This window comes from Mycobacterium sp. (genome assembly GCF_052145595.1).
In the GTDB taxonomy this organism is placed as follows: domain Bacteria; phylum Actinomycetota; class Actinomycetes; order Mycobacteriales; family Mycobacteriaceae; genus Mycobacterium.
This window is the reverse complement of sequence record NZ_JBKQOI010000359.1, coordinates 1-13,071: the sequence shown is the minus strand read 5'-3', so window position 1 is coordinate 13,071 and position 13,071 is coordinate 1. Positions and strand designations below refer to the sequence as shown.

Here is a 13,071-nt window from a genome sequence, read left to right as displayed (position 1 = left end):
TCGCGACCTTCGCCTACCCCGGCGCGACGATGGGCGCCATGAGCGCGGCGGCGTTAAGCCGTGCGTCGCACGCCGACGAGGACCTGTCCTCCAAGCTGCGCAACGCCGAGTTGCAGGCGTCGTATCGCTCGGCCGAGCATATGGGATTCGACGAACTCATCGATCCCCGCGATACGCGTGACGCGCTGCTCGCTGCCCTGCGGCGGGGCCTGTCCAGTCGGCAAGCCGCTGCCGAACCAGTGACCCGGACCGTCATCCTGCCGTGAGCCCTTGGCGAGCGCGCGTGTTTGTACACGACACGCCGTTGCAAGTTGTCATTCTGCGAACGCTCGCGGCGCTAGCCGCTCGTTCGATAGGCCGCGACGACGGGCTCGAGCTCGTCGGGCGTCGCGCCATGCATGATCACCGCGTCGGCCCCGTAGTCGAATTCCTTGCGGATGCGGTCAACACACTGCAGGGCCGACCCGGTGGCGGACGGTTCGAGCCATTCCTCGGGCAGCAATGTCGCGATGTGCTCGATCTGCTCGGGTGTGGCCTTGTGATCGATGCCGCCGGCTATCGACGTGACTACCGAGTCTTCCCGAAAGCGTTGGAGCACTGCGGGATCCCAGTTGTTGGTCTGTACCATCAGGTCGCCATACCCCTGCAGATAGGTGGCCAGACGCGCGACGGTCTTCTTCAGCCGCAACTGTTCGGGAAGATGGTCGCCGACCGTGGCAAAGCACGACCACACCCGCACGCCGTCGGGGTCGCGGCCAGCCTTTTCCGCGGCGGACTTGACGGTTTTGACGCAGCGCCGCAACGTCTCCGGGGTGAAGTAGGTGTGCAGTATGACGTCGTCGAACACCCGGCCTCCGAGCGCGAGGGTGTTGGGCCCGAAAGCCACCAACGCCAATCGAATGTCTTCGTTGAAGTCCGGGTCGAGAAACAGGATGGGGTACTTCCCCATCGGGCCGTCGTGGTTGAAGATCACCTCGCCGTGCCACAGGCGGCGCATGACCTGGGCCCAATCCTCCATCTGTGCAGTCGTGACCGCCGGTATGCCGAACGCCCCATAGATCGCGGCGATGCCGCGACCGATGCCGAGCGTGAACCGCCCGCCGGAGAGCCGGTGCATGGTGGTCGCCCACGATCCGGTGATCAGCGGATGGCGAGTGTTGTGATTGGTTGCGGCGGTGGCGATCTGCATCCGCTTGGTCACCGCGCAAGCCGCCCCGACCAGCGACGACGCCTCTTTGACGTTCCAGCGCTCGGAGATGAACGCGGTGCCGAAGCCCAGCTCCTCGCCCCGGCGAGCCTCGTCCATCAGGGTCGCCGGTCCCTCACCTCCGGCCCCGGCCAGCAGGTAGTAGCCCAGTTCGTCAAGCGTGCGATCGGTGGCGGTCACTTCCAAACCCCTTGCTTGTAGCCGCAATTCCAGACCTCGGTGATTCTGCCGGCGACGACGCGGAACACCTCGATGCTGGCGACATTGGTTTCGGTACCGTCGCCGGCGGTGATGGCCGAGTCGTAGACGATCGCGACGTGCTCACCGTCCTCGCCGGCGATGACGACATTCAAGTCGAAATGCAGCCTGTCCACCATCCCCCACGTGTCCTTGACCCGGCTGACAGCCTGTTCGCGGGTCAGGGTGTGTGCCTCACCGACCTCGTGCCGGATGACGGTGTCAGCGAACAACTCCCGGGCCAATTCGATGTTGCGCTCGTTCCAGACGACGAGGTTGTAGATTTCGACCACTTCGCGCGCCGTCCGGGTGGCTGCCATCACCCGGTAACCTCGCGCAGGAAGCGCTCGGAGACTCCCTGCACTCGCCGGGAGAACACGTGGCCGACGTGACCGCCGTCGTACCAGTACAGCTGGCCACCCCAGCGCTCCTGCAAGGCAACCGTGGGCTCGCGCATCGCCATCCGGTCGTGCCACGCCCCGACGATGAGGCGGCGATCCGGCGGTGGCGCCGGGTCGACCGTCAACGGATCGATCACCGACGTCAGCTTCGAGACCTCCGGCGATTTCAATAGCTCCCGGAACCCGGCGCGGGATGGCCCCCAGCGCGCCAGGTGTCGCGCGATCATCGCGTTGAGCCCGAGGATCGGGGTGTACAGCGCCACCGCGTCGATCCGCCTCTCGAGGTGGGAAACCAGCGCGGCCACCGGTGTGCCCATCGAAATCCCGGACACCACAACGGCGGTGGCCTGGGGCTGTACCCATCGCACAACGGCGCGGACCTCCGACACCGCGCGCATCATGCCCGCGACGTTGCCCAGTGGATCCATGTCCGGATAGGCCGGCCATTCGCGGCGTCGGCAGCCGTGGCCGGGCTGCACCGGCATCGCGACGTTGAACCCCAGTTGGTGATGTATCCGGCCGATTCGGGACAACAACAAGTCTTCGGTGCCGCCCTGACCGGCGCCGTGGACCCAGACCAGCCAGGGCCTCGGGCCGTCGGGGTGCCGGCACAGGTGCACGACCGCCCGCGCCGGGCCACCCAAGCCGTCGGCTTCCAGCGTCGGCGGCAGTCCCGGGTCGTGTTCGAAGGTCATCCGCTCATATGCCAATCCGGCGATGCGACGGCTGCGTATCGACGTCGCCCGCAACGGTTTTGGTTCGGCATGTGCACGGTCGATGCCCAGCGCCGACAATTCCTCGGCCGCCGCGGTGCACTCATTCAGCGGCCGCACCGCCGGTGGGCCGCCGCCCAGCAGCGAAAAGCCGCTCAGCGCAAGCTCGTCCAACATGACCTCGCCGAACTGACGCACCCCGCGCGGGGAAGCCGGCACCCAGCCGGTCGATTCCTTCAGACCGGTCACCGTACGCGGCAGCAGCATGCCCAGCTCGCGGGCCAGATCCCTGGTGAGGCCCAGCCCGCGCGTTGCCCATGACATGGCGTTCACCTCTACCCGGCTAAGCCAACTTGAAACCGGTGTATCCGCCGGCCGCAACTTCGTCGCAGCGGCGCCGGTATTCGGGAATTCCGCCGGTGTAGCCCATGTACATCCGTTTCTTGCCGGGCACATTGCCACCGTTGTACCAGGAGTTGCAGGACGGGTGCACCAGCACAGTCGGCGCAACCAGCGCGGTGGTGTGGTCGATCCACTCCTGCTGCGCGGTGGCCAGCGCTTCGATGGTGCGGATTCCATTGGCGCGCAGGTATGCGATGCAGTCGCCGATCCACTCGACATGCTGCTCGAGCGCGGTGACGAAGTTGGTGGTCGCGCTCGGGCTGCCCGGACCCTGGACCATGAACAGGTTCGGGAAGCCGGCGACCGCCAGCCCGAGGTACGAGAGCGGGCCCTCGGTGGCCCAGAATTGGGGAAGCGACATCGCGTCGCGGCCACGGATGTCGATTCGGCTGAGCGCACCGGTCATGGCATCAAACCCGGTGGCGTAGACGATCACATCGAGTTCATACACATCGCGTTCGGTGCGGATGCCGGTCGGGATCACCTCGCGGATCGGCTCCTTGCGTAGGTCGACGAGTGTGACGTTATCCCGGTTGAATGTCTCGTAGTAGCCGTAGTCGATGATCGGGCGCTTGCACGCGAAGGGATGCTCGGGCACCAATGCGGCCGCCGTCTGCGGGTCCTTGACGACCCGGGCCACCGCTTCTCCATACAACTTGGCGGCCATCCGGTTCGCTTCGATGTCGAAGAAGATGTCACCCCAATTCAGCGCGCCCATCACACCGTTTTCCTCGACGGCGTGCACCTGGTCTTCACGCGAGGCCGCCTTCAACGGCGGTCTGCCGAGCATCTCGAACAAGACCGAGAAAGCGCTCAGCCGCGCCGCGCCGATCGGGTGCGCCCGCTGGGCCGCTCGGATCTCGTCATAGTTGGCTTTCATCTCGTCCAGCTCGCCGGGTTCGAATGCCCGCACCTGCCACGGCAGGGTGTATGCCGCCGAACGCTGGAACACGTAGAGCTGTAAGGCTTCCCGGGCGACGACGGGGATTAGCTGAACTCCGGTCGAGCCGGTGCCGATCACGCCGACCCGCTGTCCGGTGAGATCAAAACCCTCCTTCGGCCAGCGGCTCGTGAACAGCGACGTTCCGGTGAAGGTGTCCATGCCGGCGATATCGGGTTCCAGCGGCACCGAGAGGATGCCCGAGGCGGCGATGACAAACGTCGCGCGGAAGGTCTCGCCGCCTTCAGTTTGCACCACCCAGTCGCAGGCCTCCTCGTCGAAGGTCATCGCCACGACCTCGGTGTCGAACTGGATGTCGCGGCGAAGATCCAACCGGTCGGCGACGAAGTTCAGGTAGGCCTCGATCTCGGGCTGGGCCGGCATCGACTCCGTCCAAACCCACTCCTGCTGAATCTCTTCGGAGAAGCTGTACGAGTACTCGATGCTTTCTATGTCACATCGAGCGCCCGGGTATCGATTGAACAGCCACGTGCCGCCGACGTTTTCGGCCCTCTCCAGCACCCGCGTCCGTATACCGAGCTGCCGCAGCCAATGCAGCATGAACAACCCGGAGAATCCGGCGCCGATCACCAGAGTGTCGAAGCGTGCGGCTTCGTTTGCGTCAGTCACCATCGCTACCGCTCATCTTCAAGATCGTTCGAGTCAAGTGCAGGCTCTTGATCCGCCAGCTACCGTCGCGCTTCTCGTAGGTCTCGTGGTAGTGACCGGCGCCGTGCAGCTCGCGGCCGTCACCGAAGACAAGGAGGTCTTCCATCGCCCAAATCCCGGTGGCGGTGGTGGCCGAGGTCAGGGTGATCTCCGGGGTGTGGCAGTGATGCATCGTCGCGACGTTCTCGAGGCCACCCATCACCATCGGAACGAAGCTCTCGACGCCTTCCAAAGGTGGCGCGGTCTGCGGGTCGGCGCCTCCGGTGGATACCGCCATATCCAGCGTGACCACGACGTCGGTGGTGAACACGTCACGCCAGGACGTGACATCTTTGGTGTCCAGGAACCGGCAGTAGCGCGCCTTGAGCTGCCGGATCGTTTCCAGCTCGTCAGCCGCTCCCGTCATTTCACTCCTTGCCGCGCACTGACCGAACTGCTGAAATCTATACTGTAACGGACTTAGTATCAACGATCGCGGGAGGCGCCGGCGTGAAAATCCCTTTCACCTGGAAGGTCACCGGCTGGTTCATGGTCGGCTGGTCACCGGAATTTCCGATCGGGGAGGTCCGGCCGCTCCATTACTTCGGCGAGGAGCTGGTGGCCTACCGGGATGAGCGCGGTGAGTTGCACGTCCTGGAAGCGCACTGCAAACACCTCGGCGCCCACATCGGGCACGGCGGCAAGGTGGTCGGCGACTGCGTCGAGTGCCCCTTCCACGGGTGGCGCTGGGGCCCGGACGGCACCAATCGATACATTCCCTATCAGCCCGACCGGCCCAACCGGGCGCTACGGCTGCGGGTGTTTCCCGTCCGCGAGCAGTACGACTGCGTGTTCGTCTGGCATCAGCCGGACGGCAAGGAGCCGCAATGGGAAATGCCCGACATCTTCAGAAAGTTTCCGCAATTCGAGACCGATCCGGCGGCCTACTACCGGGCCTACCCAGAGTTCTCCCGGCGCGCGGAGCGCGAACCGGTGCATCCGCAGACCGTGGCGGAGAACGCGCCCGACAGTGCCCATTTCGAGTACGTGCACCACGCCACGGTGACGCCCAGGGTGCTGGACTACAAGATCGTCGACCACGAATGGCAATTCATCGCGGGCTGGCCGGACGCGCGTAGTGACAATCCCGAGGATCTCGCGTTGCGGTTCCACAGCCACTTGTTCGGCCTCGGCGGAGCGATCAGCGTCTTCGAGGGCGCGCAGAACCATCGGCTGATCTTCACCTGCACGCCGGTCGATGATGAGTGTTCGGACCTGTTCTACTCGATCTGGTGGCCACGAATCCCCGGCGACGCCTCCGACGTGCCGCACGGCAAGCTGCGCGAGCTCATCGAAAAGCAGTTCCTGTCCACGGTCTTTGACGATCTGGAAATCTGGCGCTACCAGAAGTACGTGGAGCATCCGCCGCTCTCCAAGGTTGACGCGAAAGGGTTTATGGCACTGCGTAAGTGGGCGACACAATTCTACGATGTATCGCCCGAAGTCCCTCCGGGCATATCCGCGTCGGCATGACCCCAAAGCTTGCCTCCCTCGCGGCGCCCGAGCACACCGCGATCGTCACCCAGGAGTGCCAAGGCGCGGTAATCGGCCCGCACGCCGGGCTGGCACTGCTCGCCGAGGAGGCGCGCCGCGTCGCACTGCCTAACATCGTGCGGCTGCTGCCGGCGGCGCGAGCCGCCGGGGTGCGCGTCGTGCACTGCTTGGTGCAGCGCCGACCCGACGGGCTCGGCTCCAACCACAACGCGAAGATCTTTGCCGTCGGACGCGGTGACGTCGACATCGCTCCCGGCAGTCCCGGAGCGGCCCTGCTGCCCGAATTGGGTCCTGAGCCAACCGATCTGGTTCTGCGCCGCTGGCACGGCGTCGGACCGATGGGGGGCACCGACCTCGACGCGGTGCTCCGCAACCTCGGAGTGACCACGATTGTCGTGGTCGGTGTTTCGCTGAATATCGCGATTCCCAACGTCGTCATGGACGCGGTCAATGCCGCCTATCGCGTCATCGTCCCCAGGGACGCCGTTGCCGGCATACCCACCGACTACGGCGCTGCGGTCATCGCCAACACGCTGTCGCTCCTCGCGACCATCACCACCACCGACGAACTGCTCGAGGTGTGGCGGCACCCATGACCGACACCGCACCCGAAATTCGTGGCGGATTTCCCGAAGTCAAACCGGCCGAAGACGCGCCCCCCGAGCTGGGCAGGTTGGTTGCCGCCATGCGCCGCCTGCAAGACCTCACGGTCTCCACCCACCCGGACTCCTCGAGCTGGGCCACCGCGGCCGAGCACGTCGAAAACGCCTGCGCGTTGCTCGAAGACCACCAGGTGCCGGAAGGCCTGGCACCGGCCGGCCGGGTCATCGAACTGCCCGGGCTGGGCCATCCCCTGCTGCCACCATGGATCGTCAGCGAATCCGGACCGGACGGCGTCGCCATGGAGGGACACTTCACCCGATCCCACGTGGGCGGGAACAACGCCGTGCACGGCGGCATGATCCCCCTCTTGTATGACTGGCTATTCGGCATGGTGGTCTCCACTGCGGGGATTCGCCCGACCCGCACGGCGTACCTGCACGTGGACTACCGCAACATCACCCCAATCGACGAGCCGTTGACCGCCCACGGCCGCATCACCGACGTCGACGGCAGGAAATTCTTCGTTGCCGCTAGCATGACGGCTGCCGACGGAACGCTGCTCAGCGAAGCCAACGGCCTGATGATCCGCTTGCTACCCCACCAGCCGTGAGAGGCGCGATGTCCGACACCACAACACAATTCACGGTACCTGCCGTCGCGACGGCCGTCGCCGCCGCGATCCCCGACCGCGATCTGGTGATCCGGGGTGAACGGCGTTACAGTTACGCGCAGATCATCGATCGGTCGAACCGGCTCGCCGCTTACCTGCACTCGCGGGGACTGGGGTGTCACACCGAGCGCTCCGAACTTGCCGGCCACGAGGTGGGTCAGGACCTACTTGGCCTTTACGCCTACAACGGAAACGAATTCGTCGAGGCGTTGCTCGGCGCATTCCAGGCACGAGTCGCCCCGTTCAACGTCAACTTCCGGTATGTCAACAGCGAGTTGCAATATCTGCTGGGCGATTCGGGGGCGACCGCCCTGATCTACCATGCGGCGTTCGCACCACGAGTGGCCGAAATCCTGCCGGATCTGCCGCGGCTGCGCGTCTTGATTCAGATCGCCGACGACTCAGGCAATGACTTGATACACGGCGCGGTCGATTACGAGAGCATCGTCGCGGCCAGCTCGCCGACGCCACCGCCGGTGCAGCATTCGCCCGATGACCTGTACGTCCTGTACACGGGCGGCACGACCGGGATGCCGAAGGGCGTGCTGTGGCGCCAGCATGACATCTTCATGACGTCCTTTGGCGGGCGAAATATCATGACCGGCGAGCCCTTCGGCTCCGTCGACGAGATCGTTGCGGCAGCGGCTGCGGGTCCCGGCGCAAAGTTGATGATTCTGCCACCGCTGATCCACGGCGCGGCCCAGTGGAGTGTGATGTCGGCAATCACAACCGGGCAGTCAGTAATCTTCGGATCGGTCGTCGACCATTTGGACGCCGAAGACGTCGTCCGCACCATCGAGCGTGAGCGGGCGATGGTGGTGACCGTCGTCGGTGATGCGATGGCGCGGCCGTTGGTGGCCGCCATCGAGAAGGGCATCGCGGACGTGTCGTCGTTGGCCGTGGTCGCCAGCGGGGGCGCCTTGCTCACCCCGTTCGTCAAGCAACGCTTGATCGAAGCCCTGCCGAACGCCGTCGTCGTCGACGGCGTCGGATCGTCGGAGACCGGTGCGCAGATGCACCACATGTCCACCTCGGGAGCGGTGTCGACCGGTATATTCAACGCCGGCCCGGACACCTACGTGGCGGCCGAAGATCTGGGCGCGATCCTGCAGCCCGGTCACGACGGCATCGGCTGGCTGGCACAGCGAGGCTACGTTCCCCTGGGCTACAAGGGCGATGCGGCCAAGACGGCCAAGACATTCCCGATGATCGACGGTGTGCGGTACGCGGTCCCCGGCGACCGCGCGCGCCACCGCGCCGACGGCAGTGTCGAATTGCTGGGCCGCGAGTCGGTGACCATCAATTCCGGCGGCGAGAAGATCTTCGTCGAGGAGGTCGAGACCGCGATCGCGTCGCACCCGGCGGTGGCCGACGTGGTGGTCACCGGGCGGCCGAGCGAGCGGTGGGGTCAGGAGGCCGTCGCCGTCGTCGCGCTCGCCGAAGGCGCTGGTGCCGGTGCCGACGAGTTGGTCGCACACGCCGCAAAGTCGTTGGCCCGCTACAAGCTTCCCAAGGCGGTCGTGTTCCGGACGGCGATAGAGCGCAACCCGTCGGGCAAGGCCGACTACCGGTGGGCACGCGAGCAGGCGGTGAATGGCTGATCATGCCGTGGCTCCAAAAGGACGAGACGTTAACGGCATCAACCGAGGTGCGCGCGTCTGCGGAGCGGGTCTACGCGGTCATCTCCGACGTAACGCGAATCCCTCAGTGGAGTCCGGAAACACGGCGCGCGGAGTGGTTGGCTCCGGATCGTTTTCGGGCTTGGAACCGCAGGCGGCTTGGCCGGTGGCGCACCGTTGCGAACGTCGTCGAAGCGGAGCCAGGACGTAGGTTCTCGTTCGTCGTCCAAGTCCTGGGAGGGGACTGGACGCAATGGACGTACCTCATCGAACCCGGTTCTGGTGCCGGCGCCTCGCGTCTTACCGAAGTGTTCCGGATGTGCGTTCCGCTCCCTTTCGGCGTGGTGGTTTTCGAACATCTGTTCTTGTTCATCCGGGATCGTCGTACGGATCTCCAAGCGAACCTTGACATGTCGGTGCCCCGGATCCGCGCGATCGTCGAAGCAGAGGTGGGTGCATGAAGTACCAAGGCCGTGTCGCCGTGGTCAGTGGCGCCGGGTCCGGAATCGGCCGCGCCCTGACGTACGCGCTCACTCAAGACGGGGCGCACGTCGCAGCGTCCGACATCGACCAACGGGGTCTTGCTGAAACTCAAGCGGCTTGCGGCACCGGCCAAGTCACCACGTACCAGGTCGATGTCGCCGACCGCGATGCGGTACTCGCGCACGCCGAAGACGTACGCCGGGACCTCGGGCCCGCCTCAATGGTGTTCAACAACGCCGGGGTTGATCTCTTCGCCAGCGTGGCAGACATGTCCTGGACGGACTTCGACTGGCTGATCGGGATCAACATCGGCGGCGTTGTCAACGGCACCAAGGCCTTCCTGCCGCAGCTCATCGAGTCCGGTTCCGCCCAGCGCCCCGCGCGGTTGGTCAACCTGTCCAGCGCTTTCGGCCTCATCGCGATTCCCTACCAGGGCGCCTACAGCACTTCGAAGTTCGCGGTGCGAGGCTTCACCGAGGCGCTCCGCCAGGAGATGATCATCGAACACCATCCAGTGACCGTGCATTGCGTGCACCCGGGTGTGGTGCGTACCAACTTCGGAGCGAACATGCGCACCGCAGATTCCGAGGATCCCGAGCTCGCGGCGAAACTCTTTGGACGTTTGGCACTCACCTCTCCCGCGAAGGCCGCCCGGGTCATTCTCCGGGGAGCCGACAAGAACCGCGCCAGAATCCTCATCGGGCCCGATGGGCGCGCCATGGCAGCGATGCCTCGTCTCCTCGGTGTGCGATACGCCGGCCTCTTGGCCCGCGCCGCAAGACTGACGAACTCCGGCTCAGCCCACACCACCGGCTGACGCGGCCATAGGCAAACAGTGCGACGGCGCATGAGCGGCCGCGCCCATATTGCCTACTGTAATAATTACAGTACGATCTTACGAAAGAGCTGCCCGTTCATGCGCAAGAGGCTGGAGATCAGGTGACGACCAACGTTCACTCCGCCGCCGGCACCGGCGAAGAAACCGTCAGCCTGCGTGACCCTTACCCGTTCTTCGCCCGGAAGCGCCGGAATGGCGGCGCGTTCCGTGGGACGGTCATGGACTACTCCAAGACGCCCGAATCCCTGCTGCCCAAGCGGGAGTACTCCGCGATGTCGTTCGACGCGGTGAACAAGGTGTTTCGGGACGGCCAGGTATTTAGCTCCAAACCGTATGACAAAACGATCGGCCTGTTCATGGGGCCAACCATTCTGGCGATGGAGGGAAAGCAGCATCGCGACCATCGCAACCTGGTGTCCGCGGCGTTCAAGTCCAAAGCGCTGGCCCGGTGGGAGAACACCATCGTGCGGCCGATCTGCAACGCGCTGATCGACGAATTCATCGACGCCGGCGAAGCCGACCTGATCCGGAATTTCACATTCGAGTTCCCCACCCGCGTCATCGCCCAACTGCTGGGACTGCCGGCCGAAGACCTGCCGATGTTCCGCAAGCGCGCCGTGCAGCTGATCAGTTATCACGTCAACTACGAACGCGCCTTCGAGGCATCGGCGGCGCTCAAGGATTACTTTCTCGAGCAGATCGAACAGCGCAAGTCCAAGCCCACCGAGGACATCATCGGCGATCTGGTCGCCGCGGAGATCGATGGCGAAAAGCTCAGCGACGAGGCGATCTACTCGTTCCTGCGGCTGCTGCTGCCCGCCGGCCTGGAGACCACGTACCGGTCGTCGGGGAACCTGCTGTTTCTGCTTCTCACCCATCCGGATCAGTTCGCCGCGGTGCAAGCCGACCATGCGCTGATCGGCCAGGCAATCGAGGAAGCACTGCGCTTCGAGACGCCGCTGACCACGGTGCAGCGCTTCACGACCGAAGACACCGAGCTGGAGGGGGTCGAGATCCCGGCGCGTTCGGTGATCGGCGTGTGCATAGGCTCCGCGAACCGGGACGAGCGGCGCTGGGAGCGTTCGGAGGAATTCGACATCTTCCGCAAGCAGATCCCCCACATCTCCTTCGCCGCCGGTGAGCACACGTGTTTGGGTCTTCACCTGTCGCGGCTGGAAACCCGCGTCGCAGTCGAATGCCTGCTCACGCGGCTGACCAACGTCGACCTCCTGACCGAGGGCGACCCACACATCCACGGTCAGCCCTTCCGTTCACCGACGGCACTTCCGGTGACGTTCGACGCCAAGTAGGGTCGCGCAAATGGTCAAGGTAATGGAGGGCTTTCGGGTCCTGGAGCTTGCGCAGTTCACGTTCGTCCCGGCGGCGGGGGCCATCCTCGCCGACTGGGGCGCCGACGTCCTCAAGATCGAGCACCCGGTGCGTGGTGACACCCAACGCGGCTTCCTCAACATGGGTGGCATTCAGGTCAACCCGGACCGGCATCCGCTGATGGAGCACCCCAATCGCGGAAAGCGCAGCGTCGGGGTCGACGTCTCCACGCCGGGCGGCCAGGAAGTGATCTACGAACTGGCCAAGACCTCCGACGTGTTCCTGACCAACTACATGCCCGCGCAGCGGCAGAAGCACAAGTTCGACGTGGAGCACATTCGCGCGGTGAACCCGAACATCGTCTATGCCCGCGGTTCGGCGTACGGCGACAAGGGCGCCGAGCGCGACGTCGGCGGCTATGACGGAACGGCGTTCTGGACGCGCAGCGGCGTGGGCTACGCGTTGACGCCGGAGGAGCTGGGCGGCGCACTGGGACAGGGCATTCCCGCGTTCGGCGACTCCATCGGCGGCATGTTCATCGCCGGCGGCATCTCGGCCGCGTTGCTGCATCGCGAACGCACCGGTGAAGCCGTTGAGCTTGACGTGTCGTTGCTGAGCACGGCCTGGTGGGCGGCGGGTGCGAGCATGACACAGGGCATGGAGACGGGGGAAGTCATGCGCACGCCCATGCCGGGCTCCGCCACCGCGATGTCGGTGAACCCCTTCATGGGCAACTACCTGACGTCCGACGGCGGCACGATCAACCTGTGCATCATCAGCCCGACGGGGCTGATCCGCGACACCTTCGAGCACCTAGGCCTCCCAGAGGCTGCCGACGTTCCCCGCTTCTCCGAGGTCCTCCCGCTGATCCAAAATGCCGACGCGGCGGCCGAATTGATCACGAAGGCGGTCGCCGCAAAGCCTTTTGAGTATTGGCGTCAGCACCTGAAGACGATGAAGGGGCAATGGGCGCCGTTCCAGAGCCTGCTCGACCTCGCCAATGACGAACAGGCCATCGCCAACGACATGATCGCCGAGGTCGAGCTCGCCAGCGGCGGAGAACCGTTCAAGGTCGTGCGCGGGCCGGTGCAGTTCAATCACGAGCCGCTCGTGACCACCCGCGCCCCGCAGGCGGCGGAGCACACCGAAATCGTGCTGATGGAGATCGGCATGGACTGGGACCGCATCGAAGAACTCAAGCAAGCGGGAGCCATCGCGTGAATGACGTGGCGATTATCGGGGTGGGCCTACACCCATTCGGTCGGTTCGAGGGCAAGTCCGCGATGGAGATGGCGGCAGACGCCATCGGGCTCGCGCTCGCCGACGCAGGTGTCGAATGGAAAGACATCCAGTTCGCGGTCGGCGGCAGCTGGACGGTGGCCAATCCCGATGCGATCGTCGGCATGGTCGGACTCACCGGCATTCCG

At 65.1% G+C, this 13,071-nt stretch carries 13 protein-coding genes and 2 pseudogenes; 10 read left to right on the top strand and 5 right to left on the bottom strand.

The features are described 5' to 3' along the window. A pseudogene (locus ACLP4W_RS29520) lies at positions 1 to 266 on the top strand (acetyl-CoA carboxylase carboxyltransferase subunit); the annotation flags it as partial. Between the two features lie 71 nt (positions 267 to 337). Here the strand turns inward: ACLP4W_RS29520 and ACLP4W_RS29515 are convergent. The 5 genes from ACLP4W_RS29515 to ACLP4W_RS29495 are packed head-to-tail and all read right to left on the bottom strand — an operon-like array spanning position 338 to position 4,975. Further along, positions 338 to 1,420 carry a TIGR03857 family LLM class F420-dependent oxidoreductase gene (locus tag ACLP4W_RS29515; protein ID WP_442391050.1) on the bottom strand — a complete coding sequence of 361 codons (1,083 nt, stop codon included), beginning with the start codon at positions 1,418 to 1,420 and terminating at the stop codon, positions 338 to 340. Beyond that, positions 1,384 to 1,764 (bottom strand): nuclear transport factor 2 family protein, encoded by a 381-nt coding sequence (locus ACLP4W_RS29510; RefSeq protein ID WP_442391046.1) that lies wholly within the window; start codon positions 1,762 to 1,764, stop codon positions 1,384 to 1,386. Before ACLP4W_RS29510 ends, ACLP4W_RS29515 begins: the two co-directional genes overlap by 37 nt. After that, positions 1,764 to 2,882 carry an alpha/beta hydrolase gene (locus ACLP4W_RS29505; RefSeq protein WP_442391044.1) on the bottom strand — a complete coding sequence of 373 codons (1,119 nt, stop codon included), beginning with the start codon at positions 2,880 to 2,882 and terminating at the stop codon, positions 1,764 to 1,766. The genes ACLP4W_RS29510 and ACLP4W_RS29505 overlap by 1 nt, the downstream gene beginning before the upstream one ends. A 19-nt stretch (positions 2,883 to 2,901) precedes the next feature. Continuing rightward, positions 2,902 to 4,530: a flavin-containing monooxygenase gene (locus tag ACLP4W_RS29500; RefSeq protein WP_442391042.1), complete on the bottom strand. Its 1,629-nt coding sequence runs from the start codon at positions 4,528 to 4,530 to the stop codon at positions 2,902 to 2,904. Continuing rightward, entirely contained in the window at positions 4,523 to 4,975 is a 453-nt protein-coding gene (locus ACLP4W_RS29495) for a nuclear transport factor 2 family protein (protein WP_442391040.1), read from the bottom strand. The genes ACLP4W_RS29500 and ACLP4W_RS29495 overlap by 8 nt, the downstream gene beginning before the upstream one ends. A gap of 83 nt (positions 4,976 to 5,058) precedes the next feature. On the opposite strand from ACLP4W_RS29495, the gene ACLP4W_RS29490 reads away from it, so the two are divergent. The 9 genes and pseudogenes from ACLP4W_RS29490 to ACLP4W_RS29450 all read left to right on the top strand — a co-directional run. After that, positions 5,059 to 6,081 carry a Rieske 2Fe-2S domain-containing protein gene (locus tag ACLP4W_RS29490; protein ID WP_442391039.1) on the top strand — a complete coding sequence of 341 codons (1,023 nt, stop codon included), beginning with the start codon at positions 5,059 to 5,061 and terminating at the stop codon, positions 6,079 to 6,081. After that, entirely contained in the window at positions 6,078 to 6,698 is a 621-nt protein-coding gene (locus ACLP4W_RS29485; protein ID WP_442391036.1) for a cysteine hydrolase, read from the top strand. Before ACLP4W_RS29490 ends, ACLP4W_RS29485 begins: the two co-directional genes overlap by 4 nt. Next, positions 6,695 to 7,315, top strand: coding sequence for a PaaI family thioesterase (locus ACLP4W_RS29480; RefSeq protein ID WP_442391035.1), 621 nt, complete (start codon positions 6,695 to 6,697; stop codon positions 7,313 to 7,315). Before ACLP4W_RS29485 ends, ACLP4W_RS29480 begins: the two co-directional genes overlap by 4 nt. A gap of 8 nt (positions 7,316 to 7,323) precedes the next feature. Beyond that, entirely contained in the window at positions 7,324 to 8,976 is a 1,653-nt protein-coding gene (locus tag ACLP4W_RS29475; protein WP_442391033.1) for an acyl-CoA synthetase, read from the top strand. Continuing rightward, positions 8,946 to 9,455: an SRPBCC family protein gene (locus ACLP4W_RS29470; RefSeq protein WP_442391031.1), complete on the top strand. Its 510-nt coding sequence runs from the start codon at positions 8,946 to 8,948 to the stop codon at positions 9,453 to 9,455. Before ACLP4W_RS29475 ends, ACLP4W_RS29470 begins: the two co-directional genes overlap by 31 nt. After that, entirely contained in the window at positions 9,452 to 10,294 is an 843-nt protein-coding gene (locus ACLP4W_RS29465; RefSeq protein ID WP_442391029.1) for an SDR family NAD(P)-dependent oxidoreductase, read from the top strand. The genes ACLP4W_RS29470 and ACLP4W_RS29465 overlap by 4 nt, the downstream gene beginning before the upstream one ends. A 122-nt stretch (positions 10,295 to 10,416) precedes the next feature. Beyond that, positions 10,417 to 11,625, top strand: a complete 1,209-nt coding sequence (locus ACLP4W_RS29460) for a cytochrome P450 (protein WP_442391027.1) — start codon at positions 10,417 to 10,419, stop codon at positions 11,623 to 11,625. 22 nt (positions 11,626 to 11,647) lie between these two features. Further along, a complete protein-coding gene (locus tag ACLP4W_RS29455) occupies positions 11,648 to 12,865 on the top strand; it encodes a CaiB/BaiF CoA transferase family protein (RefSeq protein WP_442391048.1) in 1,218 nt (405 codons plus the stop codon). Next, positions 12,862 to 13,071, top strand: a pseudogene (locus ACLP4W_RS29450) (thiolase family protein); the annotation flags it as partial. The gene ACLP4W_RS29455 and the pseudogene ACLP4W_RS29450, both read left to right, overlap by 4 nt.

Excerpts from the sequence above, each read along its gene's own strand:
- ACLP4W_RS29465 (WP_442391029.1), top strand. The coding sequence starts at position 9,452 with ATGAAGTACCAAGGCCGTGTCGCCGTGGTCAGTGGCGCCGGGTCCGGA.
- ACLP4W_RS29455 (WP_442391048.1), top strand. The coding sequence starts at position 11,648 with ATGGAGGGCTTTCGGGTCCTGGAGCTTGCGCAGTTCACGTTCGTCCCG.
- ACLP4W_RS29475 (WP_442391033.1), top strand. The coding sequence starts at position 7,324 with ATGTCCGACACCACAACACAATTCACGGTACCTGCCGTCGCGACGGCC.
- ACLP4W_RS29505 (WP_442391044.1), bottom strand. The coding sequence starts at position 2,882 with ATGTCATGGGCAACGCGCGGGCTGGGCCTCACCAGGGATCTGGCCCGC.
- ACLP4W_RS29495 (WP_442391040.1), bottom strand. The coding sequence starts at position 4,975 with ATGACGGGAGCGGCTGACGAGCTGGAAACGATCCGGCAGCTCAAGGCG.
- ACLP4W_RS29510 (WP_442391046.1), bottom strand. The coding sequence starts at position 1,764 with ATGGCAGCCACCCGGACGGCGCGCGAAGTGGTCGAAATCTACAACCTC.
- ACLP4W_RS29485 (WP_442391036.1), top strand. The coding sequence starts at position 6,078 with ATGACCCCAAAGCTTGCCTCCCTCGCGGCGCCCGAGCACACCGCGATC.
- ACLP4W_RS29480 (WP_442391035.1), top strand. The coding sequence starts at position 6,695 with ATGACCGACACCGCACCCGAAATTCGTGGCGGATTTCCCGAAGTCAAA.